The sequence below is a fragment of the Paenibacillus sp. FSL R10-2788 genome (assembly GCF_038003885.1).
GTDB classification, from domain to species: Bacteria; Bacillota; Bacilli; order Paenibacillales; family Paenibacillaceae; genus Paenibacillus_AQ; species Paenibacillus_AQ odorifer.
Genome location: NZ_JBBOQA010000001.1, coordinates 3,681,767 through 3,708,634, shown reverse-complemented (window position 1 = coordinate 3,708,634; position 26,868 = coordinate 3,681,767). Strand labels below are relative to the sequence as shown.

General features: G+C 43.4%; 28 protein-coding genes and 1 riboswitch. Of the genes, 26 read left to right on the top strand and 2 right to left on the bottom strand.

Going from position 1 to position 26,868, the window contains the following annotated elements; genetic code table 11:
• Positions 1–36: 36 nt before the first annotated feature.
• A complete protein-coding gene (locus tag NSQ50_RS16380) occupies positions 37–837 on the top strand; it encodes an ABC transporter ATP-binding protein (RefSeq protein WP_036687549.1) in 801 nt (266 codons plus the stop codon).
• A 150-nt stretch (positions 838–987) separates the two neighbouring features.
• Positions 988–1,899, top strand: coding sequence for a UDP-N-acetylmuramate dehydrogenase (murB, locus tag NSQ50_RS16375; protein WP_076223796.1), 912 nt, complete (start codon positions 988–990; stop codon positions 1,897–1,899).
• Between the two features lie 63 nt (positions 1,900–1,962).
• Here the strand turns inward: murB and NSQ50_RS16370 are convergent, their stop codons facing one another.
• On the bottom strand, positions 1,963–2,298 hold the full coding sequence (locus NSQ50_RS16370) for a hypothetical protein (protein ID WP_036687547.1): 336 nt from the start codon (positions 2,296–2,298) through the stop codon (positions 1,963–1,965).
• A gap of 312 nt (positions 2,299–2,610) precedes the next feature.
• Positions 2,611–2,654, top strand: a riboswitch (PreQ1 riboswitch).
• 163 nt (positions 2,655–2,817) lie between these two features.
• Between NSQ50_RS16370 and queF the strand changes: the two genes are divergently transcribed.
• The 15 genes from queF (at position 2,818) to NSQ50_RS16295 (ending at position 18,058) form a co-directional block, all read left to right on the top strand.
• Entirely contained in the window at positions 2,818–3,291 is a 474-nt protein-coding gene (queF, locus tag NSQ50_RS16365) for a preQ(1) synthase (protein WP_036687775.1), read from the top strand.
• 29 nt (positions 3,292–3,320) lie between these two features.
• Complete coding sequence (queC, locus tag NSQ50_RS16360; RefSeq protein WP_036687545.1) at positions 3,321–3,983, top strand: 7-cyano-7-deazaguanine synthase QueC; 663 nt, start codon at positions 3,321–3,323, stop codon at positions 3,981–3,983.
• Positions 3,983–4,465: a 6-pyruvoyl trahydropterin synthase family protein gene (locus tag NSQ50_RS16355; protein ID WP_036687544.1), complete on the top strand. Its 483-nt coding sequence runs from the start codon at positions 3,983–3,985 to the stop codon at positions 4,463–4,465. The genes queC and NSQ50_RS16355 overlap by 1 nt, the downstream gene beginning before the upstream one ends.
• Positions 4,458–5,180, top strand: a complete 723-nt coding sequence (gene queE / locus NSQ50_RS16350; RefSeq protein ID WP_038571434.1) for a 7-carboxy-7-deazaguanine synthase QueE — start codon at positions 4,458–4,460, stop codon at positions 5,178–5,180. Before NSQ50_RS16355 ends, queE begins: the two co-directional genes overlap by 8 nt.
• A 135-nt stretch (positions 5,181–5,315) precedes the next feature.
• Complete coding sequence (locus NSQ50_RS16345; protein ID WP_036687540.1) at positions 5,316–5,837, top strand: cysteine hydrolase family protein; 522 nt, start codon at positions 5,316–5,318, stop codon at positions 5,835–5,837.
• Positions 5,838–6,656: a VanW family protein gene (locus tag NSQ50_RS16340; protein WP_036687539.1), complete on the top strand. Its 819-nt coding sequence runs from the start codon at positions 5,838–5,840 to the stop codon at positions 6,654–6,656. It begins immediately after the preceding gene.
• A gap of 81 nt (positions 6,657–6,737) precedes the next feature.
• The gene (locus NSQ50_RS16335; protein WP_076223794.1) at positions 6,738–7,874 is read left to right on the top strand and encodes a zinc-dependent alcohol dehydrogenase; all 1,137 of its coding nucleotides are present in this window, start codon (positions 6,738–6,740) and stop codon (positions 7,872–7,874) included.
• A 142-nt stretch (positions 7,875–8,016) separates the two neighbouring features.
• On the top strand, positions 8,017–8,931 hold the full coding sequence (locus NSQ50_RS16330; RefSeq protein WP_179087752.1) for a DMT family transporter: 915 nt from the start codon (positions 8,017–8,019) through the stop codon (positions 8,929–8,931).
• Between the two features lie 32 nt (positions 8,932–8,963).
• The gene (locus NSQ50_RS16325; RefSeq protein WP_081386907.1) at positions 8,964–9,809 is read left to right on the top strand and encodes a class I SAM-dependent methyltransferase; all 846 of its coding nucleotides are present in this window, start codon (positions 8,964–8,966) and stop codon (positions 9,807–9,809) included.
• Between the two features lie 225 nt (positions 9,810–10,034).
• Positions 10,035–11,534 (top strand): sugar ABC transporter ATP-binding protein, encoded by a 1,500-nt coding sequence (locus NSQ50_RS16320; RefSeq protein ID WP_076223792.1) that lies wholly within the window; start codon positions 10,035–10,037, stop codon positions 11,532–11,534.
• Between the two features lie 32 nt (positions 11,535–11,566).
• The gene (locus tag NSQ50_RS16315; protein WP_051491519.1) at positions 11,567–12,559 is read left to right on the top strand and encodes an ABC transporter permease; all 993 of its coding nucleotides are present in this window, start codon (positions 11,567–11,569) and stop codon (positions 12,557–12,559) included.
• A 60-nt stretch (positions 12,560–12,619) separates the two neighbouring features.
• Positions 12,620–13,600, top strand: a complete 981-nt coding sequence (locus NSQ50_RS16310) for an ABC transporter substrate-binding protein (RefSeq protein WP_076223790.1) — start codon at positions 12,620–12,622, stop codon at positions 13,598–13,600.
• Positions 13,601–13,680: 80 nt separating this feature from the next.
• Positions 13,681–15,291 (top strand): response regulator, encoded by a 1,611-nt coding sequence (locus NSQ50_RS16305; protein WP_076223787.1) that lies wholly within the window; start codon positions 13,681–13,683, stop codon positions 15,289–15,291.
• Positions 15,288–17,072 (top strand): cache domain-containing sensor histidine kinase, encoded by a 1,785-nt coding sequence (locus tag NSQ50_RS16300; protein WP_076223785.1) that lies wholly within the window; start codon positions 15,288–15,290, stop codon positions 17,070–17,072. Before NSQ50_RS16305 ends, NSQ50_RS16300 begins: the two co-directional genes overlap by 4 nt.
• The gene (locus tag NSQ50_RS16295) at positions 17,069–18,058 is read left to right on the top strand and encodes a substrate-binding domain-containing protein (RefSeq protein ID WP_036687526.1); all 990 of its coding nucleotides are present in this window, start codon (positions 17,069–17,071) and stop codon (positions 18,056–18,058) included. The genes NSQ50_RS16300 and NSQ50_RS16295 overlap by 4 nt, the downstream gene beginning before the upstream one ends.
• A gap of 50 nt (positions 18,059–18,108) precedes the next feature.
• Here the strand turns inward: NSQ50_RS16295 and NSQ50_RS16290 are convergent, their stop codons facing one another.
• Positions 18,109–18,999, bottom strand: coding sequence for a LysR family transcriptional regulator (locus NSQ50_RS16290; protein ID WP_076223783.1), 891 nt, complete (start codon positions 18,997–18,999; stop codon positions 18,109–18,111).
• 328 nt (positions 19,000–19,327) lie between these two features.
• Here NSQ50_RS16290 and NSQ50_RS16285 point away from each other — a divergent pair, with 328 nt between their 5' ends.
• The 9 genes from NSQ50_RS16285 to NSQ50_RS16245 all read left to right on the top strand — a co-directional run bounded on the left by NSQ50_RS16285 (position 19,328) and on the right by NSQ50_RS16245 (position 26,859).
• A complete protein-coding gene (locus NSQ50_RS16285; RefSeq protein WP_076126671.1) occupies positions 19,328–20,263 on the top strand; it encodes a phosphate ABC transporter substrate-binding protein PstS family protein in 936 nt (311 codons plus the stop codon).
• Positions 20,264–20,353: 90 nt separating this feature from the next.
• Positions 20,354–21,256: a phosphate ABC transporter permease subunit PstC gene (pstC, locus tag NSQ50_RS16280; protein ID WP_036687519.1), complete on the top strand. Its 903-nt coding sequence runs from the start codon at positions 20,354–20,356 to the stop codon at positions 21,254–21,256.
• On the top strand, positions 21,253–22,149 hold the full coding sequence (pstA, locus tag NSQ50_RS16275; RefSeq protein ID WP_036687518.1) for a phosphate ABC transporter permease PstA: 897 nt from the start codon (positions 21,253–21,255) through the stop codon (positions 22,147–22,149). Before pstC ends, pstA begins: the two co-directional genes overlap by 4 nt.
• Positions 22,150–22,187: 38 nt before the next feature.
• The gene (gene pstB, locus NSQ50_RS16270; RefSeq protein ID WP_036687516.1) at positions 22,188–22,964 is read left to right on the top strand and encodes a phosphate ABC transporter ATP-binding protein PstB; all 777 of its coding nucleotides are present in this window, start codon (positions 22,188–22,190) and stop codon (positions 22,962–22,964) included.
• Between the two features lie 151 nt (positions 22,965–23,115).
• A complete protein-coding gene (locus NSQ50_RS16265; protein WP_076223779.1) occupies positions 23,116–23,718 on the top strand; it encodes a nitroreductase family protein in 603 nt (200 codons plus the stop codon).
• 1,093 nt (positions 23,719–24,811) lie between these two features.
• The gene (locus tag NSQ50_RS16260; protein ID WP_036676881.1) at positions 24,812–25,015 is read left to right on the top strand and encodes a helix-turn-helix transcriptional regulator; all 204 of its coding nucleotides are present in this window, start codon (positions 24,812–24,814) and stop codon (positions 25,013–25,015) included.
• A gap of 2 nt (positions 25,016–25,017) precedes the next feature.
• Positions 25,018–25,485 carry a DUF6773 family protein gene (locus NSQ50_RS16255; protein ID WP_076099096.1) on the top strand — a complete coding sequence of 156 codons (468 nt, stop codon included), beginning with the start codon at positions 25,018–25,020 and terminating at the stop codon, positions 25,483–25,485.
• An 84-nt stretch (positions 25,486–25,569) separates the two neighbouring features.
• Entirely contained in the window at positions 25,570–26,286 is a 717-nt protein-coding gene (locus NSQ50_RS16250) for an MBL fold metallo-hydrolase (RefSeq protein WP_076223777.1), read from the top strand.
• Complete coding sequence (locus NSQ50_RS16245; RefSeq protein WP_038571406.1) at positions 26,287–26,859, top strand: TetR/AcrR family transcriptional regulator; 573 nt, start codon at positions 26,287–26,289, stop codon at positions 26,857–26,859. It begins immediately after the preceding gene.
• Positions 26,860–26,868: the final 9 nt, after the last annotated feature.

The following is a 26,868-nucleotide window of genomic DNA, read 5'->3' as shown; positions in this document are numbered from 1 at the left end:
CATAGCTCCATAAAACTTTTAAGGGAGTTGTAGATCATGTCAGAACGTTTGAATACAGAAGAATTAAGTATTGGGTATGCAGAGGCTACTATAGTTAAAGGATTGAACTTGTCTATCCCTACGGGAAAAATCACCGCACTAGTGGGCGCTAACGGCTCCGGTAAATCTACAATCCTCAAAACGATGGCCCGGATTATGAAGCCGAAGAGTGGCACCGTAATGCTGGACGGCAAATCGATCCATAACTTTTCAACTAAAGAGGTTGCTAGGCAGCTAGCGATTCTACCGCAGAACCCAACGGCTCCTGACGGTCTGACGGTATCTGAGCTGGTCAGCTACGGTCGTTTCCCTCATCAAAAGGGATTTGGCACGATGACCGCTGAGGATCGCAACATCATCTCCAACGCCATCTCTGTTACGGGCATGGAATCTTTTCATGATCGCCCTATTGACCGTCTCTCAGGTGGACAACGTCAACGCGCATGGATCGCTATGGCGTTAGCTCAAGAAACAGATATTTTATTCCTTGACGAGCCTACAACCTTCCTAGATATGGCGCATCAGCTCGAAGTTCTTCAGCTATTGCAAAAGCTGAATGAGGAAGAAGGTCGTACCATCATCATGGTCGTGCATGATTTGAATCATGCTACTCGTTATGCGCAGCATATGGTAGCGATTAAGTCCGGTACTGTGGTTAGCGAAGGCTCACCTACTGAGGTTATGACACCAGATGTATTGCGGGAAGTGTTTGGAATTGAAGCGGATATCGTTCCGGATCCACGTACGGGTGTGCCACTGTGTCTTCCTTACGAGCTTGCTGCCTATAAAGCTGTGTAATTATCATCTAAAATCATACAACGAACAGGCTCCCGTCATTGACAAGGGAGCCTGTTCGTTGTTACAGTTGTGGTTGCCTACAATTTCATAATAACTCTTTAAAATAGATCAAGGACCATCATTTATACATGGTTAAAGGAGCATGAAAACATGAATATTGACAAAATTCAAGATGACCTAGAGCAGCTAATGACTGCAGGAAAAGTGAAAAGTCATGAGAATTTAAAAGATCACGTGTACACTAAAATGGGCGGCAAAGCTGATATTTTGGCTGCACCAGCTACTTATGATGAAATTCAAAAGATCGTTACATATGCAGAACAAAATGGGATAACCCTTACGGTACTTGGGAATGGCTCCAATGTGATTATCCGTGATGGAGGTGTACGTGGGATCGTTCTGCAAACGGCAGGACTGACCGAAATGGGGATTCGCGACAATCTCTTATATGCGCAATGTGGTGCCAAAATAATTGATGTTTCCAGATATGCACTTGATAAGGAGCTTACGGGTCTTGAGTTCGCCTGTGGCATTCCAGGAACAGTTGGTGGAGCGCTCTATATGAACGCAGGTGCTTATGGCGGTGAGATCAAAGATGTCCTGCATAGTGCACTAGCTATAAATAAGAACGGGCAATTGGTAACTCTGCAAGGTGATGAGCTGCAATGGGGTTACAGAAAAAGCGTGTTCGCAAGCGGTGAGTACATTGTACTTGAGGCCAAATTTGCTATGACTTCCGGTGATGTTTTAACGATCAAGGCAAAAATGGATGAACTAACTTATTTACGTGAATCGAAGCAACCGCTTGAGTATCCATCCTGTGGGAGTGTATTTAAGCGGCCTCCAGGCCGTTTTGCAGGTCAGTTAATTCAAGAGAGCGGCTTACAGGGTACAAGAATCGGCGGTGCTGAGGTATCCAAGAAGCATGCGGGATTTATTGTGAATGCAGATAATGCAACAGCCAGTGATTACATCGGGCTAATCCACCATGTAAGAGCGGCTGTGAAGGATAAATTCGGTGTAGAGCTGGAAACTGAAGTGGAGATCATTGGAGAAGAATAAATGATAAGCAAAAAGAGCCCGCAATCGCTGTGGGCTCTTTTTGCTTATCATAATCATGTTCGTTTAATCTACTGAAAGGGTGTAATTAGCTCTGTCCGTAGTTATTTCTGCCTTGCGGTCGGCTAAGTCTACGATTTGAAGACCTTCAACAGCTAAATCATAAGTGGATTGTGGCAGGGATACCAGTTCACCATCGGCGTTAAGTGTGCTGCCGAAACCTCTTAATATCAGTGCACTTCCAAGATATTCATCAATAACATCGTCTGCACTCCGGAAATCTACGGACTCTAAATTGAAATGAACTTTATCCAAATCACGAAGTTCTTTCTTTTCAATAGCGATTGTTTCATTCAAATGATTGTTAAGCCAATCCATAAGCTGCTGTATACTTTGTTCCATAAAATGCTCCCACCCTTAGCTCGAAGATTATTATGAATAAGTTACCCTTTTCTTAGGATTTGAATCCTTTTTTTTGCCGCATCTTAATTAACCATATGAATAATTCATGTCATTAAAAAGAAATCCACAATCAAATTGGCATTGGTTTTGAGCTTCCTAATCTCTACATACGCAGGTCTATCCACGTTAATCTGGAGTGATTTGCTGATCTGTATAAGGTAACAGTAAAGAGTAGAACTTGTCAGGAGCGGGCTACCCATGGTATAGTTCAAGACGCAATATGCTTTAAGAAGAAGTCTGCACTAAAGTTGTGCAGGAGAGGTTCGCGAACTCCCTCTATAAAAAACTAAGAATATATTAAACAGTACAAGCGGTTGCTGTCCTTTATCCGGACGTTGCTTCCGTTTCTTCTTAGTGGAGCCAAGTTTTCGAAATCTCGTTCTTCTTTCCATTACCGGCCAAGGCCGAAGGAAAAGAGAGGGGTTTTTTGTCGTGTCAGAAGGAAGATTGAAAGAGGAAATGCAAGAAGTTACTTTGCTTGGTAATCAGGGAACACAGTACAAGTTTGGTTATGATCCAGACATTCTGGAGGTGTTTGATAACAAACATCCCGGACGTGATTATTTTGTTAAATTCAACTGCCCTGAGTTCACTAGCTTGTGTCCTGTAACGGGTCAGCCGGATTTTGCCACGCTGTATATTTCGTATATTCCTGAACAAAAAATGGTGGAATCCAAATCATTAAAGCTGTATCTGTTTAGCTTCCGCAACCATGGTGACTTTCATGAGGACTGTGTCAACATTATTATGAATGATCTGATCTCACTGATGGATCCGCGTTACATTGAGGTATGGGGCAAGTTCACTCCGCGCGGAGGCATTTCAATTGATCCTTATTGCAACTATGGAAGACCGGGTACGAAGTATGAGGCGATGGCGGAACACCGCTTAATCAATCACGACCTCTATCCAGAAAAAGTGGACAACCGCTAAATTCCAACTTGTGATAAGGAGAGATTCATATGAACAAAAAAGCACTCGTCGTATTCAGCGGCGGACAAGATAGCACCACTTGCCTGGTTTGGGCATTGCAGCAGTATGAGGAAGTGCAGGTAGTTACCTTCAACTATAATCAACGTCATGCGGCTGAAATCGAAGTTGCAACAGAGATAGCAGCTAAGTTTAATGTGAAACAGCATATTCTTGATCTGGGGCTGCTTAATCAGCTGGCACCCAATGCACTTACCCGTCAGGATATAGATATCGTGGCTGGGGAAGGGGATGAGCTTCCAAGTACTTTCGTCGATGGACGGAATTTGTTGTTTTTATCTTTTGCCGCAATATTAGCTAAACAACTGGGGTACTCCCATATCGTCACTGGGGTTTGCCAAACGGACTTTAGCGGTTATCCGGACTGCCGTGATGTTTTTGTGAAATCATTGAATGTTACGCTGAACTTATCTATGGACTATGAGTTTGCGATCCACACTCCCCTAATGTGGCTGGATAAAAAAGAAACGTGGAAAATGGCCGATCAACTGGGGTATTTTGATTATGTTCGCGAACACACACTGACCTGTTACAACGGTATTATTGGCAGTGGCTGCGGTACTTGTCCAGCCTGTCTATTGCGTCAGCGTGGTCTTGAGCAATATGAGGCGGAGAGAATGGAGGCCGGTTCTTAATGCTTAACGAGGTTTCAGTCTGCAAAATATTTACGTTCGATGCGGCACACCAGTTAGTGGGACACAAAGGGAAATGCAGCAATCTGCACGGACATACTTATAAGCTCGAAGTAGTGCTTAAGGGCAAACCTATGGCCGCGGAAGGCCACTCGGATGAAGGCTTCGTCATTGATTTTAGCGATATCAAAATGACAGTACAACAAAGCCTTGTAGATCGTTTAGATCACGCTTTTCTTGCTATGGGAAATGAACCTGTGTTAGAGACGTTAACGAATACGGGCTCCAAAGTAGCCTTATTGTCTTTCCGCACCACAGTGGAGAATATGTCTTCATATATTGCCTACAAGCTTAAGCAAGCAGGGTTGCCTTTATACTCGGTAAAGCTATGGGAGACTCCAACCTCTTGGGCAGAGGTGCTGGCTGAAGACGTTCCGGATGAAGGGCCATCCTACCGTTTGTATGGAGGCTGTGACTGTGAGTAAGATTCCTGTAATTGAAATGTTCGGTCCAACTATTCAAGGCGAAGGTGCGGTAATTGGAGTGAAGACGATGTTTGTCCGCACCTATGGCTGCGATTATCGCTGCGGCTGGTGTGACTCCGCTTTTACTTGGGATGGTACGGCTAAGAATAAGGTTCGCATGATGGAAGCAGAAGAAATCATAAATGAATTATTGGCGTTAGCTGGAGATAATTTCGACTGTGTTACGATTTCAGGCGGTAATCCTGCCTTGATTGGTGAAGGAATGGGTACCTTCATCAGTCTGCTTCATGAGCGTGGAATAAAAGCAGCGATAGAAACTCAGGGGAGTAAATGGCAGGATTGGTTCAATGACGTGGATGTGCTGACAATCAGCCCTAAACCCCCAAGCTCAGGAATGACAACGAATTGGGAAATGTTAGATAACATCATGAGTAAGATGGAGAAACTGGGTCGTTCTACGCATAGCTTGAAGGTCGTAGTGTTTGATGATAATGATTTTGATTATGCGAAAAACGTTCACCAGCGATATCCGAATGTGCAGCTCTTTCTGCAGCCTGGTAATGATGATGTCACGGAAGAGGGCAACATTTCTGCTCGACTTCTGGGAAGGCTGGAGTGGTTGTTTAATAAAGTAATCGTGGATTCGGATATGAACAAGGTTCGTGTACTTCCACAGCTGCATGCATTGATCTGGCATAATAAGCGTGGCAAATAAAAGATTGATGAAATCGTCCGGGTATCTGCTTACAGATGCTCGGTTTTTATTTTTAACATTTGTAACTTCTAGTAGGTAGATAGTCTGTCCCAGTTTCTGGTATGATTTTGAAAAAAGCTCTTGGAGGTTATTCATTTGGAACAATCAACAGCATTATTAATTATCGATGTTCAAGAAGCCATGTTCTCCTATGAACTAAAGCTGTACGATGAAGAGGGTGTGATGGACAGGATTGTCTCCCTTCAGCAAAAAGCTCGATTAGCAGGTACTCCTATTGTGTATATTCAACATACCGAAGATGAGGAGTACACAAAAGGTACACCCACTTGGCAGATCAGTCACCGCATCACACCGCAGGAAGGCGAAGTTATCGTTGAGAAGCCTACTTGGGATGCTTTTCACCGAACGGAATTGCAAGATGAACTCCAAAAGCTCGGGATCACGAATCTGGTGATCTGTGGGATGCAAAGTGAATTCTGTCTGGATACGACAATAAGACGCGCATACAGCATGGGATATAAAAGTGTACTGGTTTCAGATGCTCATAGCACCTTTGATAATGGGGTTCTGAGTAGTAGGGAGATCGTTAAGCATCATAATGCGATAATTGGAGGTAGATTCGCCCAGTTACGAGCTGAAAGCGAGGTTCAGTTCTAGATGAATACACCCCAGGCTGCCATGAAGCCTATTCAGCGTTCTCGCCTTAGATTGTTTGCTGGCAAACGATATTTTATTTGGAAAAGATATTTGAAATGGTACACTGGACGAAGCAAAATAGCGAAGCAGCGTACGGATGAAACATTATCTTATGCAGCTATGACTCATGCTACCCCGTTATTAAGAAGTCTTCGGAATGTAGATATGGTGCTTCAATACAATAAAATTACTAACTTACGGCTGGCAATTGCGAAGCTGGATGGACTTGTTGTGCAGCCGGGGGAGACTTTTTCCTACTGGAGAAGTATTGGTAAGCCCACTAAACGAAAAGGGTATCTGGAGGGTATGGTGCTGCATTATGGTGGTTTTCATTCCGGGGTTGGAGGAGGCTTATGCCAGTTGTCTAATCTGATCTATTGGATGGCACTGCACACACCACTTACCGTTATGGAACGGCATCGTCACAGCTATGATGTATTTCCAGATGAACAACGTACACAACCTTTTGGAAGCGGGGCGACCTGTTCTTATAACTATTTGGATCTTCAATTGAAAAATAACACCGCTCAAACGTATCAACTAAAGCTCTGGCTGGACGATAGCCATTTACACGGGGAATGGAGATGCAATGAGCAGGCGCTTTATGATTATGAAGTATACGAAAGTGATCATAGGATTAGTCTAGAGCCTTGGGGCGGATATATACGCAGTAATAAGATCAGTCGAAAAGTATATACCCGATCTGGAGATCTAATTGGAGATGAAGCTGTAACTGATAATTACGCACTGATGATGTATTCTCCGCTTCTTCATGGATAAGAGGTTAGGGCTTAGGGATATAACATAGAAAGGTATGAACGTTATATCTCTAGACCATCTCCAAAGGAGCGGATTAACAGCATGAAAGCACTAACCTACCAAGGGAAGAAAAAAGTGGAAGTTAAAGAAGTAGCTGATCCGAAGCTTGAGAAAAAAGATGACATTCTTGTTCGGATTACCACTACGGCGATTTGTGGCTCGGATCTGCACATTTATAACGGAGAAATTCCAGGTATGCATGATGATTATGTTATTGGTCATGAGCCGATGGGGATTGTTGAGGAAGTGGGACCTGACGTAACTAGAGTCAAAAAAGGTGACCGAGTCATCGTCCCCTTTAATGTCGCCTGTGGGCAGTGTTTTTTCTGCCAGCATGAGATGGAGAGCCAATGCGACAATGCTAATGACGCCAAGGACACAGGCGGTTATCTTGGTTATTCCGATACTTATGGCGGTTTTGCTGGCGGACAAGCTGAATTGCTGCGGGTACCTTATGGTAATTTTGGCCCTTTTGTAGTTCCGGAGGACGCAGAAATGGAAGATGAGCGGCTTCTTTTCTTATCGGATATTGTTCCTACTGCTTGGTGGGGAGTAGAAAGCGGGGGAGTGAAGCCGGGAGATACGGTCATTGTTCTCGGCTGCGGACCCGTTGGACTGCTAACTCAAAAGTTTGCCTGGATCAAAGGAGCCTCTAGAGTCATTGCTGTTGACCATATCGGCTACCGATTGCAACATGCGAAGCTGACCAATAATGTTGAAGTTTATAATTTCGAAGAGATCAAGGACATTGGGGCTCATTTGAAGGAGATCACTCATGGGGGCGCAGATGTGGTTATTGACTGTGTGGGTCTAGATGCCAAAATATCTGCCTTGGAGAAAGTGGAAACGGTTCTGAAGCTGCAAGGGGGCTCGCTCAGTGCATTCAGAATGGCCGCGGATATCGTACGTAAATTCGGAACCATCCAGCTTGTAGGGGTCTATGGACTTAATTACAATATGTTCCCGCTGGGTCAGCTATTTGAACGAAACATCACATTAAAGATGGGACAAGCGCCGGTGATTCACTATATGCCGTTGCTGTATAAGATGATTAAAGAAAATAAATTTGATCCTACAGATATCATTACGCATCGCCTGCCAATTAGTAAAGCGGAGCATGGCTATGACGTTTTTAGTGAGAAAAAAGAAGATTGCATCAAGGTTGTTCTGAAGCCGTAGCCTTTTAAGAAGCATGAGCTTTCGTCAGAAATGACATTGCTTGTGCTTTTTTTAGTGAAATCTTATGAAAAAAGATGCATTTTTTCACGGTCTGCGTTAAATTAACATAAGTGACTTAAGATATTGAAAGGACGCGTAACATGTGAAACTTAAAAAACCGCCACTTCCGATTCCACTATTAATGTTGATAGGGATTGTGGCCATCTCTTTTTCCGCCATTTTTATTAAATGGTCTGATGCACCTGCATCTATACAAGGCATGTACAGATTATTATTTACCTCACTGCTGATGCTGCCTTTTGCAAGACCCTATAGTGGAGCTGCTTTTGCTCTTCGTAAAAAAGACTGGCTAATGCTCATCCTTTCAGGCGCAATGCTTGCGCTGCATTTTTTGCTATGGATGGGATCATTAAAGTATACTTCGGTAGCTAGTTCAACAATGATCATGGCGCTGGAGCCTGTATTTATTATGCTGGGTGTTTATTTTTTGTATAAGGAAAAGACAGCTCTGTCTGCTATTCTAGGGCTTGGCATTGCAATTGGCGGTGTCGTGTTTATCGGCTGGGGTGATATTGGAATCTCTGCAGATAATCTTAAAGGTGATCTATTATCGGTCGGAGGCACTGTGGCGGTAGCTATACATATGCTGATCGGTCAAAAGCTAGTGGTGCGCATGCCCTCTTATTTATATAGCTTGATTGTCTTCTTGTCAGCCGCTGGCGTGTTCGCCGTATACAATCTGTTCATGGGGATTTCCTTTTTTAATTATCCGGCCAAGGAATGGGGAATCTTTGTATTGTTAGCAGTGGTGCCAACGGTGTTTGGCCATATTTTGTTTAATTGGTTACTACAATATGTATCTGCGACTACGGTTTCAATGAACATTTTAGGAGAACCAGTGGGTGCCAGTATCTTAGCGTATTTACTCTTGGGTGAACAGCTAACAACCTTACAATGGGCAGGTGGGCTGCTCGTTATGATTGGACTCGCAGTATATTTGTACGCGGGAAGAAGGAAAACTATCGGGATGGCTGATGCCATTCAGAATGCTTCATAACAGATATTTTACACATAAAGGGGTAGCAATGGATGGAAGAGCAGAATCAATATTCAAATAATCAGGCAGAAAAAAACGCTATGCCAACAAGCGAAGAGCTATGGAACGAAGATACTTATACCGCTTGGGTAACTCGGTTTGGTACACCGTCAGAAGCAGCTGCAAAATTAATAAAGGAACCAAGTGCAAAGCTTTACCCGCTCCTTTCTTTTTTTGGAGAGGTGAAGGGGAAGAAAATGATGAATTTAATGGGCTCAAACGGAATGAAGGCCGTGGCACTCTCATTACTAGGTGCGGAAGTAACGGTTGCTGACTTCTCGGAAGCCAATGCGCGATATGCGGCTGATCTTGCCCAAGAAGCAGGGGTACCACTAACCTATATCGTCTCAGATATTCTTAAGCTGCCAGAAGACGTCCTTGACGGTTCATATGACATCGTCTTCGCGGAGTTAGGAATTGTTCATTACTTTACTAACCTTACACTATTCATGGAAACAGCTCGCCGATTGCTTTCTCCTGGAGGCGTATTTGTACTCCGCGATTTTCATCCGGTAACGACCAAGCTTATTTCCTCAAAGGGATCTACTGCGAAGGTACGCAAACACAAAGTAAACGGAGATTATTTTGACTCATCATTGGAAGAGAAGAAGGTATCCTATTCCAAGTATTTGCCTTCCACAGGTACACCAGCAGGTGTACAAGAGCATAGTGTTGTGTATTGGCGCCGCTGGACACTCGGAGAAATTGTAACCGCAGCAGCTAATAGCGGACTAGTGATCCGCCAATTAGTAGAAGAACCTAATCTATCTTCCGACGTGTATGATAAGGGAATTCCTAAGACCTTCACATTGGTGGCTGGAAATGGCGCAAGCCTGTAAGAGGGATCGCTGACATGTGATTTTTTAGGATATAACATTTGTGCTGAACTGAGGTGCTCTCGGTTCAGTTTTTTTGTGTGTAAAACATAAAATTTTAAACTTTTTTAAGGAGATTATTCCATTACAATGGCAACTTATAGGGAATACAATGATTTTACATTCCGGATTGAAAGCGATTACTTTAAGGGTTAATGCATTCTCAAAGAATTTGAGGTGGATATCAAAATGAACGAAGTGTTGCTTCGTATGGAGGGAATCAACAAGTTTTTCCCAGGTGTTCATGCTTTGAATGAATGTCAATTTGAGCTGAAGCGTGGAGAAGTTCATGCGTTAGTAGGAGAAAATGGCGCTGGCAAGTCTACCCTTATGAAGATTGCGACAGGTGTCTATTCCAAGGATGCTGGTCAAATGTGGTACAAGGGAAATGAAGTGCAAATTGTTAATACCCGTGAAGCACAGGAGCTTGGAATTAGTATCATCCATCAGGAATTGAATTTAATGCCTCATCTTACGGTCGCCCAGAACATTTACATTGGACGAGAGCCGCGAAAAGCTCTGAAATGGTTCGTTGATGATTTAGAGATAAACCGAAAAGTTCAGGTTTTGTTTGATCAAATGAATCTGAAGCTGGATCCCAGAGTTTTGGTATCAGACCTGACCGTTGCTAATCAGCAAATGGTTGAAATCGCTAAAGCCTTGTCTTTCCAAGCCGAGGTATTGATCATGGATGAACCAACCGCCGCGTTAACAGATACAGAAATTAACGAGTTATTTCGAATGATTGAGCAGCTACGAGATAAAGGTGTGGGAATTATTTATATCTCTCACCGCATGGATGAATTGAAGCGAATTACAGACCGCATTACAGTTATGCGCGATGGTTGTTATGTAGATACCGTTCGTACCGATTCAATAACGATTGATCAGATCATCGGCATGATGGTTGGACGTGAATTATATCAAACGTCGAAACCAACGATTGCGAAACAGACTCAGCAAGTTGTCTTAGAAGTTCGGAATCTTTCTAGAGGGCATGCGTTCAAGGATATTAGCTTTCATCTGTATAAAGGTGAGATTTTGGGCTTCGCTGGTTTAATGGGAGCTGGACGTACCGAGGTTGTTCGTGCCGTATTTGGTGCCGATCCCATCGATGAGGGTGAAATTATGCTCCATGGAAAATCGGTTCGTATACGTCAGCCACATCAAGCGGTACAGCATGGTATTGGGTATTTGTCCGAAGACCGTAAACGTTTCGGACTGCTTGTGGATATGGATATCAGCATGAATAATGCGATTGCCTCCTTTTATAAATTCCGTAATTCATTTGGCTGGATGAAGGAGCGGGAGATGCGAAGCTCAGCGGAGCAGCATGTTGAAGCGCTAGCCACCAAAACTCCAAGTGTAGGTCAAAAGGTTAAGTTTCTGTCCGGAGGTAATCAACAGAAAGTGGTCATCGGCAAGTGGTTGACGAGAGACTGTGATGTACTCATCTTCGATGAGCCCACAAGAGGTATTGATGTAGGCGCGAAAAGTGAAATTTATAAGCTGCTGGATCAGCTTGCGAGCGAAGGGAAGGCGATCATTATCATTTCTTCAGATCTTCCTGAGATTCTAAGAATGAGCCATCGGATTATCATTATGTGTGAAGGGCGTATAACAGGAGAACTCCCCGCAGAAGAAGCATCGCAGGAGGCGATTATGAAATATGCGACGAAACGTTCATAACTGTTCAAGAGTTAACCGGAGGTGTCAGGACTATGAAGATCGCGGATAAAGAGATTAGTCAGCCAGCGGGTATGAAGCAAACGGGAGGGCAATCCGGATTCAAACAAAAATTATTGGCATTTGCCAGTCTGATCATATTGGTCATCGTATTCTCTTTATCCTCCAGTAACTTTTTTCAATTCTCAAATCTTGTCGGAATTCTAGTTTCTACAGCTGTAATCGGAGTATTAGCGCTTGGAGCTACCTTTGTTATTATTACGGGTGGCATCGACCTCGCTCTGGGTACTGTAATGACATTCTCATCTGTTATGGTTGGAGTCATTATTACCTTCTGGGGTCTGCCCGTCCCGTTAGGTATTGTAGGTGGGATTCTGGCTGGAGCACTGTGCGGCTTTATCAGCGGTTTGATGGTGGCGAAGATGAACATTCCACCCTTCATCGCCACTCTGGCGATTATGATGGTCACCAAAGGCTTGTCGCTTGTCATTACAGGAGCCAAACCCATTTATTTCAACGATGATCCGATCTTCGCCAAGATCGCTATGGGTAAAATGATCCCTGGTATACCCAATACCATCGTTATCTTCTTATTACTCGGTATGATCGCAAGCATAATCTTGTCTAAGACGATTATTGGGCGTTACAACTTCGCGCTTGGCAGTAATGAAGAAGCCACTCGCTTATCAGGTGTGAACACAGTCAAATGGAAGATTATTATCTATTCCATTACAGGAATCTTTAGCGGAATCGCAGGTATCCTGATGGCCTCACGTCTGAATTCAGCTCAGCCATCACTAGGCACTGGCTATGAACTAGAGGCTATTGCGGCAGTGGTCATTGGCGGAACTTCCTTAAGTGGAGGTGTAGGTTCTATTCTAGGCACGATTATTGGCGCACTGATTATGAGTGTGCTGACGAATGGCTTGCAGATTATGTCCGTGGCTCAGGAATGGCGGACGGTTATTGTCGGTGTTGTAATCATCATTGCGGTTTACGCTGATATTCTACGCCGCCGTAAGCAATAAACTTGGTATGATCTCCATCCGGAGTGATATACAAAGCAAATGACGAGGGGGAAGATTCAAATGAAACTACGTCGTAGAGGGTTTATCATGCTTGCCAGTCTATTGTTAGTCACTACTTTGCTGAGTGCATGTAACAACAATGATAGTAACAAGAGTGCATCCGGTTCAGACAAACCATACATTCCAGTCATATCAAAAGGGTTCCAGCATCAATTCTGGCAAGCGGTAAAGCAAGGAGCGGAGAAAGCTGCTAAGGAGTTTGATGTTGAGATTACCTTCGAAGGTCCAGAAAATGAGAGTCAGGTGGATAAACAAATTGAGATGCTGCAAACAGCTCTCGACAAGAAGCCAGCAGCAATTGCGCTAGCCGCACTAGACAGCAAGTCTGCGATTCCTTATCTAGAAAAGGCAAAGGAAAATAAGATTCCGGTCATCGGCTTCGACTCTGGTGTAGACAGTGATATCCCTGTAGCAACAGCAGCGACTAACAATAAAGCAGCAGCTGCTTTGGCCGCAGATAAAATGGCTGAACTGATTGGCAAGAAAGGTAAAGTGGGCCTTGTCATACATGACCAAACGAGCAGCACAGGGCAACAGCGTCGCGATGGCTTCTTGGAACAAATGAAAGCAAAATATCCGGATATTCAAGTGTTAGAGCCGCAATATGGGGGTGGAGATCAGTTAAAGTCCACAGACCTTGCGAAAGCGATGATGCAGGCAAATCCGGATCTGAAAGGAATCTATGGCTCTAACGAAGGTTCTGCTGTAGGTGTGGCTAATGCAGTAAATGAATTGCAAATGAATGGTAAGATCGTAGTCGTCGGCTTTGACTCTGGCAAGCAGTTGATGGATGCTATCCGCAGTGGTGTTGTGGCTGGCGCTGTTACACAAGACCCCATTGGTATTGGCTATCAAGCTGTGAAGGCAGCTGTGCAAGCGATTAAAGGGGAAGCGGTTGAAAAGAACATCGACACGGGGTTCCACTGGTATGATAAAAACAATATGGATTCCGATGAGATCAAACCTCTACTATACGAATAGAGTTTAATAATAGAGGTTGCCTCACGCAGGCGGCCTCTATTATGCTTATGCTGATAAGTTTAAAGTTGTGGAGGTGTTGGATGTATAAGATAATTCTGGTTGATGATGAAGATGAGGTTCGCGAAGGGATCAAACAGAAGATCACATGGAGTAAATATGGGTTTGAGCTGGTTGGTGATTTCGATAATGGCCGAGATGCGCTGGAAGCGATCGAGCAGCATCGGCCTGACGTAATTATTACTGATATTTGTATGCCTTTTATGGATGGACTGGGATTGGCCAGAGCTGTGATGGATAGGTACCGGGATATGAAGGTCATTATCGTCACTGGATATGAAGACTTCGAATATGCGAAGCAGGCGATAACGCTAAAGGTGACTGAGTACTTATTAAAACCGATTAATGCACGTGAGTTTGCTGAATTTCTAAGTAAGATGAAGCAGGATTTAGATGAAGAGCATTTACAGAAAGCGAATTTAGTTAAGCTTCGTATGCAACTTAATCAGAGTCTTCCATTGCTGCGGGAACGATTCTTGGAGCAGCTGGTAACTACTCGAATGAAAAGCGAAGAAATCGAGAATAAATTGAGTTATTTTCATATTCAGTTGCAGGGTCAAGTGTACCTTGCGCTCGTTATAGATATAGAACTGGAGAAACGAAGCCAGAACATAACTTTCGATGCAAAGCTACTGCGTTTCGGCGCCTTTAACATTGTTCAAGAGCAGCTGGAGAAAGAGCAAGACGGAGTGGTATTCCAGACGAGAGATGGAAAAATCGCTGCGATATTATCCGGCAATTCAGAGGCGTTAGAAGTAGCAACGCAGCTTCTCGCAGAGCAAGCCCAGAGTAGCTTAAATAAATATTTGAAGCTGTCATCAACCATAGGCATCGGTAGAAAATATAATACTGTACAACAAATTCCACTATCCTTCCAAGAAGCGATCTCCTCCATAGAATATCGTTACCTTTTAGGCATAGATAAAGTTATCTCCATACAGGATCTTGAGTTTGGCAAGGGATTGGATCAGGCGCATTTCACCTCATGGGAAAAGCAATTCATATCCGCTTTAAAGACAGGTAAAGCTTCTGCTGTATCGGAAATTCTGTTGAAGTGGTTTCAGGAGCTTAAAAGTAATACCTCCTCTATAGAAGGCTGCCGTAGCAGCATCTATCAGCTGCTGGTTTCTTTGATGAATTATGTGGTCGACATCGGCTTCCCAAATACAGTAGTTGTTTCGCATAATATGTTTGCAGAGGTTGCTGCGCTTAAGACTTTAGATGAAGCTAGAAATTATCTGGAGAGGACTTGCCATGAGCTGATACTTAAACTATCGGAACAGAGAACAACGGTTCGGACTTCTCAGATGCAAGCTGCAGAAGCTTATATTCGCGAGAATTATTGTAATGACAGCTTTTCACTCAATGAGCTGTGTAGCCATATTTTTATGAGCATCAGTTATTTCAGTGCAACTTTTAAACAGCATACCGGAGAAACATTTATAGAATATCTGACTCGACTCCGTTTGGAAAAAGCAAAAGAACTCCTTACGGTCACACAGTTGAAGACATATGATATCGCTGCCAGAGTTGGTTATGCTGATCCACAGTATTTTAGTGTTATTTTCAAACGTAATGTAGGAAGCACACCGAAGGAATATCGACACCGGCAGAAGGAGAATCTCTCTCTATGAGAGCACAGCGCTTTTTCCGCAGCCGAAGCATTCATACTAATATTGCTGTCTCCTTTTCACTTCTTATCCTCTGCACAACTATTGTCCTGACTTATACTTCCTATCGCCTGTCCTCAGCTGCAGTCAAGGGCAATTCTGTAGCCTACACTTCACAATTAATAGAGCAAGTAAAACTGAATATCGAGAATTACATTGGCAATATGGAGAGCATAGCTGCTCTGGTGTTAACTAGCAGTGATCTAGAGAAATATATAAAAGGCTCGAAATTAGATGAAGAAGAGGCGCTTAAGGATAAACTGCTTGCCAGTCATTATCTCCGGTCAGTCGTTCAGTCCCGCTCGGATATTTCCTCTATATTATATGCAGGCTCAGATGGCATGACCGTTTCGGATCGACAGCATGCTGTTTTGAAACCGCTTCCTGAACTAATAGCTCAAGATTGGTATCAAAAAGCTATGAATCAACTAGACGTTGCAGTTTCTTCCTCACATGTGCAGCACATCTTTCAAGATGAATACCGGTGGGTAGTGTCGATAAGCCGAAAGCTCTCGAATGCGAATGCTATGACGGAAGCGGATCAACAAGGTGTACTGCTCGTAGATCTCAATTACAGTGTAATTAATAATCTATGTAAACAAATCGAACTGGGAAAACGCGGTTATGTTTTTATCGTCGATCCCGCAGGTAGCCTTGTCTATCATCCACAACAGCAGTTGATTTACTCCCAGCTCAAGTTCGAACAATTGGAGACGGTCCTTGGGATCAAAAATGGATCTGTTACGGTTAACACGGGGAATGACCAGAAACTGTACACTGTGGACACTACCAGCTTTGGCTGGAAAATAGTTGGAGTCACTTATCCAGATGATTTGGTCGCGAACAAGCAACGTATGCAAGGAACCGCCGCCTTATGGGGAGCAATTAGTTTGATTTTTGCTATGGCTATATCGATATTTCTCTCGTACGCACTGACCAAACCGCTGAAGAATTTGGAGCTGAATATGAAAAAAGCGGAACGTGGAGAGTTCGACATACGCGTAGAGATTGAGAGCACGAATGAAATCGGCAAGCTTGCTCGTACGTTTAATCTTATGATCATGAAGATTAAAGAGTTAATGGGTCAGATCGTCTTGGAGCAAGAGATGAAGCGTGTCAGTGAACTGAAGGCGCTGCAAGCGCAGATTAAACCTCACTTTTTGTACAATACACTTGATTCGATTATTTGGATGGCAGAGACAGGAAAGATGGAGGAAGTGGTGGAGATGACTTCATCTCTATCCAAGCTGCTCCGTTCAACAATTGGTGAGGGTGAGGAATTGATTCCGCTGGCCAAAGAATTAGAGCATATTCGGCACTATTTAACGATTCAGAACATGCGTTATCGTAATAAATTCACTTATTCCATAGAGGTACAAGAAGATATCCTAACCTGCAGCATTTTAAAAATGGTACTTCAGCCTTTGGTTGAAAATGCGATCTATCACGGCATAAAACATAATCCTGAGCAAGGGCACATTCTGATCCGGGCAAGACAAGAACAGAACGATATTATCGTACAGATCATTGATGACGGTATTGGGATGGATGAAGAGCAGATGGGTAAGGTACTGCTGCAAAAATCAGATTTCAAGACTGGCAGCGGTGTAGGTGTCGCAAATGTGAACCATCGTGTCCAGCTGTATTTCGGTGTGAAATACGGTTTGTCTTTTACAAGCGAGATGGAGGAAGGAACGACGGCCACTTTACGAATACCTGTAATTTATGAGGAGGAGAGTCAATGAGCGCATTACGGTCAAAAATTGGCCTGTATACTCTGTTGCTGCTCTTCATTGTTACTTTGGGTTCATTAGCCTATCGTATGTTTGCAAATGAGCTTGACGCAAAGGTTAGGACCATTATTTATGTGCCCAAGACTATCGACAGCAGTATTGAATTCTGGGAAGTGATGAAACAAGGTGTGGCAACAGCGGCTAAGGAGTTCGGTGCAGAGGTTCGCACGGTTGGAACGGATACAGAGCTTGATGTAGATCAACAAATAGAACTGTTGGAGCAAGCAATTAAGGAGAAGCCTGACGCCATTATTTTATCTGCTACGGATTATTATCGTCTCATTCCAATCGCGGAAAAGATCAAATCAGCTGGCATTACGCTTATTACTGTAGATTCGGGCTTGAGCGGTGGTGTATCAGAGAGTTTTATTGCTACGGATAATTATGAAGCAGGACGTAAGGCAGGGCAGGAGTTAAGAAAATATATCGATCCAGAGGATAAAGTCGCCATCGTTAACTTTGTACAAGGCTCTGCGACAGCAATAGAGAGGGAAAGAGGAGCTCGTGACGCCCTTTTAGAAAATGGAGTTCATGATGTGCAGCCTACATTATACAGTGATGGTTCCGTGCGAAAAGCGTATCAGTTAACTATTGATTTGCTAAAGGACGAGCCAAATTTAAAGGGAATAATCGGTCTTAATGAACCTTCTACACTAGGTGCTGGGGAGGCGATTATGGATATGGGATTTCAGGACAAAGTGAAATTGTTTGGGTTCGACAATTCTAGCAATGAGGTGAAGCTCCTCGAAAAAGGGATTTTGCTTGGCACGGTCATGCAGAAGCCCTTTAATATGGGGTACTTAGCTGTGAAGACGGCGATTGAAGCTGTTGAGGGTGAGGAAGTGGAACAGATAATAGACACAGGCTCCGTGGTCATCACGAAGGAGAATATGTATTTAAGTGAAAATGAGAAATTAATGTTTCCTTTTATAGAATAAACAAAGGGTAGCTCCTTAAACCATTCGTGGCTTTAGGAGCTACCCTTTGTTTAAGGGGTAAGAGACTCAACAAGGTCAACAAAGGATTGCTGCAACGGTGTTAAAATATGATCTTTACGCCAGCCGAGCACAAACCCGCCGCTTTCAGGCAAAATCCCTGGTAGGTTGGCATAGCTAAGCTTGCCTAGCTCAATCTCAGCTTTAACAGCCGCTTTAGAACATATGCCAACACAGTCACTCCCGCTAACTAGCTGCTTAATCACTTCTGGAGAATTCAACTCGGATCGGTTCCATAAACGGATTTGATTGAATTGTGCCCATTGATCGGCATACCCCCGTAAACAAGATCCTTGCTCATGCTGAATCCACGGCTCATTGGCAATTAGTTCAGGTGTTAATTTCTTTAGGTCTTCAAATGGATGACCAGGTGCAAAAATTAGGACAGGTTCATCACGGACAATAAGCTGAAAATCAAAAGATTCGTCCTGCCAATCCGAAGTATGTAAAATGGCCATCTGAATATCCCGACTACGGAGACGTTCACGTAACAAAGCATCGCTTTGAACAGTCAAGGAGTTGTTAATCCCCGGATAGAGTTTCATGAATTGGATTAACACATTAGGTAAAATATAAGTTGCAGGAATAAAACTGGCTTCCAGCTCTAATGTTCCTTTTGAGGGAGAAGAAAATTGTTTGACTGTACGCTCAGCTTCTGCTGTGAGGGAAACGATTTTGAGGGCGTATTGATAAAGGGCTCGCCCAGCATCCGTAAGCAGCACTCTTCCGCTGCGGTAAAGAAATAGAGGAGTTCCGAGCTCAGCCTCCAGATTCTTCATATGAAAAGAAACAGTAGGCTGTTTAAGGCCTAATTCTGCGGCTACATCGGTTACCTTTTTATATTTTTCAATCAGAACTACGATGTTCAATTTCATAATATTCATGACTTTCCTCCACATAATGCTAAGTTGGATTACAAATTATATCTCCATTATAGATTATATCTATACAGATATACACTTTATATTGGTATTTTTTTCGTTCACTTTACAAAGATAAGAAGTTTCTCTAACGAACGAGCTCTAGAATAAGAAGAGTCAGAGGGGCCAAGAAGTCCCGGACAACATATAACATATGCGTTTGATGAGCTTTTACAGTAACCATGCATATGGGGGCCAAGCTCCACAACACCATGTTAAAGCTTTCGAAGCCAGTTTGGTATGAACTGATCAGGGAGCCATGCTAACAAACCATTTAGGAGGAGACAAAACAATGCAATTCAAAAAATCATGGATCATGACTTTGGCTTTAACAAGCGTACTGGCACTATCGGCTTGCGGTAACGGCGGGGCAAACAACACAGGAGGAAACGCTGCAGCAACTAACGAAGGAAGCGGCGGCGCTGAAATAAGTGGTTCGATTCTGGCTTCAGGTTCAACAGCATTACAACCCTTGGTTGAGCTGGTAGCAGAGAATTTCATGGATAAAAACACTGGCGTGGACATTCAAGTTCAAGGCGGTGGCAGTGGTACTGGTCTTACTCAAGTTGCTGAGAAACAAGTAGATATCGGAAACTCTGACGTATTCGCAGAAGAAAAATTAAAAGATGCAGATGCAGAAAAAGCAGCAGCACTCGTAGATCATCAAGTAGCAGTAGTAGCGATCGCAGCAGTATCTCATCCTGATGCTGGTGTGGATAGCTTGACTAAACAACAACTGGTGGACATTTTCACTGGTAAAATCACTAACTGGTCTGAAGTAGGCGGAGCGGATCAAAAAATCCAAATCATCAACCGTCCAGGCAGCTCCGGTACTCGTGCAACCTTTGAAAGCTTTGCACTTGGAACCAAAACAGAAGATATCCCAGGTTCGATTCAAGAAGATTCCTCCGGTACGGTTAAGAAAATGATCGGTGAAACTCCAGGGGCAATCGGATACCTTGCTCTTTCTTACCTGGATGATTCCATTAAAACACTTAGTCTTGACGGTGTGGAAGCATCTGTTGATAATGTTGTTTCTGGTAAATACCCAGTGTGGGCTTACGAGCATATGTACACAAATGGTGAACCTAACGCGACAGTAAAAGCATTCCTCGACTTTTTCTTAACTGACGAAGTGCAAACTGGTGAAGTTGTTGAACTTGGATACATCCCAGCTGTTAAAATGCAAGTTGTTCGCGACGTTGCAGGAACTGTTACCGCTAAGTAATTAAATTCTAGGCAATGTTATTGATTAGAATCTCAAGTGATTAGAGGCGGATACATCTGCCTCTCTTTTCACTTTAGAAAGAGGGAGCAATTGAGGGTGAAACTAAAGAACTCACGATTCGAAAAACATCATATTGAAGATTTTGTTGGACGTACTTATATGTCCTTCTGTGTATTACTGTTGATAACAATCATTGTATCGATGGTATATTTTGTAGCGTCTAAAGGAATTTCAACCTTCACAAGTGGTAATGCTACAGTTTCTGAATTTCTATTCGGTACAAAGTGGTCGCCAGAAGCGGATACGCCTTCCTTCGGAGCTTTTCCATTTATCTCGGGTTCCTTTCTGGTTACTTTGCTTGCCGCATTGATTGCTAGTCCACTTAGCTTATGCGCTGCGTTATTTATGACTGAGATTGTTCCAGGGTGGGGCAAAAAATTACTTCAACCTGTTATTGAGCTTTTGGCAGGGATTCCTTCGGTAGTATATGGTTTCATCGGATTAAGTGTAATTGTACCGTTTCTACGCAACAACCTGCCGGGCCAAGGCATCGGGGTAGCTGCAGGCGCGCTTGTGCTCTCGGTAATGATTCTTCCGACGATTACAAGCGTGGCTGCAGACGCGCTGGCTTCATTGCCGCAAAACTTAAAAGAATCTTCCTATGCGCTTGGTGCCACCCGGTGGCAGACGATTTCGCGGGTGATTATTCCAACAACCTTTCCTGCCATAATGACAGGGATTGTATTGGGAATGGCTCGTGCTTTCGGTGAAGCACTCGCTGTACAAATGGTTATCGGGAACGCGCCATTCGTACCAAAATCACTCTTTGAGTCAGCTTCTACCTTGACCAGTGTGATCACACTCGGTATGGGGAACACGACCATGGGCTCACCTCACAATAATGCACTGTGGAGTATGGCACTGGTTCTCATGCTGATGACTTTCGTATTTGTCTTCTTTGTGAGAATGCTTGAAAGGAGAAATAAAATTTGAAGCCGAGAACCGTAAATAAAATTGCCACCAGTCTTATTGTATTTTTCGCGATGCTCATCGTTGCCATTCTACTTGGACTTTTGGGATATATCCTCTTTAGAGGCTTAAGCCATATCAGTTGGGATTTTCTTTTCTCCGCACCGCAAAAGATTCGTGCAGGTGGAGGGATCGGACCACAGCTATTTAACTCCTTATTCCTGTTAGTACTGACACTTATTATTACAGTTCCGCTTGGACTGGGTGCCGGTATTTATATGGCGGAATATGCTCGTCCCGGTAAGATTACCGGCTTTATTCGCTTGATTGTTGAAGTATTGTCATCTTTCCCTTCCATCGTAGTCGGCTTGTTTGGTCTATTGCTGATTGTTAACTATTTCAATCTAGGCTTCTCCTTAATCTCCGGTGCATTGGCATTGACGGTCTTTAATCTACCACTGATGGTGCGGATTACGGAGCAAGCTTTTCGTAGTGTTCCAAAACAACAAAAAGAGGCCGGTTTTGCACTAGGATTATCCAAGTGGAAAATTGTTACCTCGGTGTTGTTTCCGGTAGCATTACCTACAATTATTACAGGTACTATCTTGTCCGCTGGCCGTGTCTTTGGGGAAGCAGCTGCGTTGATGTTCACAGCAGGAATGAGTAGCCCTAGATTGGATTTCACCAACTGGAATCCACTTAGTGCGAATTCGCCACTGAATCCCTTCCGTCCAGCGGAAACGCTGGCTGTCCACATTTGGAAGGTCAACAGTGAAGGTCTAGCTCCAGATGCTGCACAGATTGCTGCGGGAGCTTCGGCGGTGCTTGTAATTATGGTGTTAATCTTCAATCTGGCAGCACGTTATTTCGGAAGATTTATTTATCGTAAGCTTACAGCTTCAAAAAGAATGAACTAATCATACAAATTAAAGTAGAGATGTAGGAGGAGTAATCGATGGGAACGTCGGCAACAGCAGTGCGTGAATCTTTTCAAACCGAAGACCTGAGTATTTTTTACGGAACATATGAGGCAGTAAAGGGGATAAGCCTTCCATTTGCTGAAAATACGGTTACTGCACTGATCGGCCCATCCGGCTGCGGTAAATCAACCTTTCTTCGTTCTTTGAACCGGATGAATGACGAAATTTCTGGCTCAAAAACAAAAGGAAGCATCTGGATTGATGGAGTGGATATTAATGCTCCGGGTACGGATGTGATTAAGCTGCGTCAGAAGATCGGGATGGTATGGCAAAAGCCAAATCCGTTCTATAAATCGATTTACGATAACATCGCTTTTGGACCTAAGTATCACGGCATTAAAGGCAAAAAGGCTCTTGATGAGATTGTTGAGAGCAGTCTTCGCAAAGCAGCATTGTGGGATGAGGTAAAGGATCGTTTAAAAGATTCAGCACTTGCACTTTCCGGTGGACAACAGCAGCGCCTTTGTATTGCTAGAGCGTTGTCGGTTAACCCGCAAATTCTGCTCTTGGACGAACCAGCATCAGCTCTAGACCCGGTCTCCACAGGTAAAGTAGAGGAGCTAATCAAGGAGTTGAAAGAAGAGCTTCGCATCGTTATTGTGACACATAATATGCAGCAGGCAGCTCGGATCTCTGATTATACCGCATACTTTTATCTAGGCTCCCTTGTCGAATATGATAAGACGGATAAAGTCTTTACCAATCCAGAGAATCAAATGACGCAAGAATATATCATGGGCCGATTCGGCTGAAGCTGTGAACATCGTTCTTTCGGGAACGGTGTTTTTTTGTGAATTCAAGAGTTGTGATTCGAATGGTTGCCTATTATTTGCAAAAGGCAGAAAGATGCTGTATCATTTGTGATAATGATTATCATTATTACTATATTAGGGAGTGGATCTTATGACGCAATCTCAACAGACTCAACAGAATAGTGTGGCCGAAATTATAAAAGAACGACGCTCGATTAAGCTTTTTAAAAAAGATCCACTTCCACAAAGCCTTTTAGAGGAATTATTAAATGTAGCGGTATGGGCACCGAATCATGGTGTGCGTGAGCCGTGGAGATTTATTGCTTTTCAAGGGGAAGGTTCGAAATTCCTAGCTGAATCTGCATTTGCTTTTGTAAAACGTGCTATAGCTGATCCAGAAGTGGCTGCTAAACGTAAAGAATATATCTCGAATATTCCATTAACAGTAATCGTAGTGATGCCTGAAGATCCTCGGCAAAGAGAGTGGGACGAGGATTTTGCAGCAGCGTCCGCACTTGTACAGAACTTCCAGCTCGCAGCTTGGGAACAAGGTGTAGGAACGATTTGGAAGACTGATCCATACATCAACAACCCTGAATTCCGCACTAAAATTGGTGTGAAGCCCGGTGAAAAAATTGTAGCCATGATCCATGCCGGATATCCGGAGACTGTACCTGACAGCCGTCCACGCACAGACGCTTCGGAGCTGCTGAAGATCGTAAACTTCTTTCCAGAGAATGGCGTAGTGGAATAAGGAAAGTCGAAGGCATTCGTATATTAAAAGCGGAAAGATCATAAACATCGAAAAAGCGTCGAAATATCAAAAAGATCGAAATATCAAAAGCATCGAAAGATCAAAAGTATCCTTAGGGATGCTTTTTTTTGTTACTTTGACTAGCGATAGTAGGGTGATGGCTGATGGCTGCTGATCACTTGTCGCTGCCGGTTCCTCTGCTGATGTGGCTCAACCTTCTACTTACTTCTTAGTAATATCCTATTGACCTCCTAGTGGCTTCCTAGTGATATCCTAGTGACCTCTTGCGGGGCTTACTAGTGACCTTCTAGAGATCTCCTAGTGACCTTCTAGAGATCTCCTAGTGACCTTCTATGGGCTTCCTACTGATCTCCGCATCGGACTGTATTGCAGCTATTTGAGCTTTTTGAGTCATTTTGCCGAACTATCGGACCGCATAGCTCTTATTACCAAGTAACTGTGCAGAATTGGTGTGGTTTTGAGTAAATAGCTGCAACTGGGTCCGATAGCACGTCAATTAGCTGCAAATATACGAAATAAGGACTCCTCAGTCCGATGCAACGGCGAATAAGCGAACTAACCCCAAACTAACCTAAACTAACTAAAGAACCTCATGTTGGGGACTGTATTGCAGCTATTTGAGCTTTTTGAGTCATTTTGTAGAAGTATCGGACCCCATAGCTCTTATTACCTTGTAAAGGCGCAGAATTGGTGTGGTTTTGAGTAAATAGCTGCAATTGAGTCCGATAACCCGTAGAAAACACTCGAATTTGCATTATAAGGTCATCTGAGTCCGAACTATTGGCAAAAGTGTGCTTACATACTAGCCAAGGCGGCGAGTTAGGCATCGCAGCTGACTGGCTATGGACTCAGTTACAATCACTCTTCACCATTTGATCCAACGGTGGGGAGAAAGTATTTCCTGATGGAGAGGGAATGGAAAATGAAGTCTGGATCCTAAAATGACACGTCGATCCTAAAGTGAAATGTTGATCCCAATAAACAAATGTAATATATAATGTACATAATGACCGATATAGATTACAATGGTGGAAAATGGAATGCATCACAAACATTAAAGGGAGGTTATGGAGTGGGAGAGAACAAAAACATCAAGTTAAAGCTGGCAAGGATCCAAAAGAATCTTTCCCAAGAACAGTTAGCGGAAGTTGTAGGGGTTACACGGCAGACGATCGGCCTGATTGAAGCTGGTAACTATAACCCGACGATTAAGCTGTGCATAGCCATCTGCAAGGCGTTAGATACGTCATTAAACGATATTTTTTGGGAGGATTAGTTGTGAAAGGGCCAAAGATTAAAGACGAACGAATTATCACAGAAATTCAGAAGTTTAGTACGCACGGATTATTGATTGTGTTAGTGGGATTTATGATCAGCCTTTTGGTAAAAGTATTTATCCTGGAATGGGACATCAAATATTGGGTAGATACTTTTGGGATTATGCTGTTAGGTTGCTTGTATGTTACCGTTTGTTGTGTCAAAGATGGGATATACCTGCTGCCGAGTAAGGAAGGAGAACTCAGACGGTTTAAGAAGATTCATTTAATATCGGGTGTTATCAGCACGATTATTTGGGCCACGCTAACATTTTTGCTTGATTTTAGAGAAGCGGGAGAAGTGGATATTAGAAAAAATATATCGAGTACTCTCGTGGGGGCGGTTGTTTTTTTCATAGGGATCACTTGGGCGATGTGGTACATAATTAATAAATCCAACAAAAATGCTGACAAGAACATTGAGAGTTAAATATTAAAGATAACAATCTCTTGCAAAACTAATATCATTAGTTTATATTTAAGCTAATATCATTAGTTTATCGGAGGGGTAAGGATGAGAGTAACACGTGAAGGTCATTTATTGCAGTTGACTTGGATGCCAAATTTTTTTCCAGTGAATTGTTACATTATTGAGGAAAAGGATGGATTGACTTTAATAGATGCCGCTATGCCATTTAGTCTAAAAGGAATTATGGATACTGAAGCGAAGCTAAATAAGAAGCTTACACGCATAATCTTAACGCATGCGCATGATGATCATATTGGGGCACTGGATGGACTAAAAAAGCAACGTCCAGAGGCTCAGGTGTACATCTCTGAGCGAGATTCGGCATTACTACGTGGAGATCGTTCACTTCGGGAAGGAGAACCTCAGACCCCTATTAAGGGAGGCGTGCCGAAGAAGATAGCTACCAAGCCAGAGGTCCTTCTCCACGAAGGGGATACCATTGGATCATTAACAGCGATTCACACTCCAGGACATACCCCCGGCTCTATGTCTTTCCTTGATTCACGCAGCGGTGCTGTAATCGTTGGGGATGCTCTTCAGACCTTCCGGGGAACTGCGGTGGCTGGAACCATCATCCCCCTGTTTCCTTTTCCAGCAATGGCTACATGGAATAAAGCTCAAGCTCTGAATAGTGCGATTAAGCTTCTAGAGTTATCTCCAGCTTTACTTGCTGTTGGTCACGGCAACTTACTGAAAGCGCCAAAGCAGGAGATGGAGAAAGCCATACGTAAGGCAGAAATGATTCAGGATAGGAGTAATTAAATGTCACCTAGAGCAGGATTAGATCGTCACACACTAGTGATTAGAGCAGCAGAAATTGCCGATGATGAAGGTATAGAGGCCGTTACCTTGGCTGCATTAGCAGGTAAACTAGGTGTTCGTTCCCCGTCATTATACAACCATATAAATGGACTGCAGGATTTGCGGACTGGGCTCGCCATTTACGGATTAGAGTTATTATTTACAAGCATGTCGAACGCAGCTGAAGGATTAAATGGAGATGCTGCTGTACACGCAATGGGCCGGGCATATGTGGATTTTGCTAGGAGTAGACCAGGTCTGTATGAGACTACACTACGAGCGCCTGAGCAGGAGAACACGGAGCTTGAAGCGGCTGGTGAGCATATTTTGCAGTTTATAATTCAGGTGATGAAGAGTTATCTATTAGGCGAAGAAGGAGAACTTCATGCCGTAAGGGGATTACGGAGTATCCTGCATGGATTCGCCTCATTGGAGCAAAAGGGTGGATTCGGTATGGCGCTCGATACTAACGAGAGTCTAACCCGCTTGATTAGCACTTTTATAACCGGAATTGGAAATATGAAATCTGATTAAATTAGATCT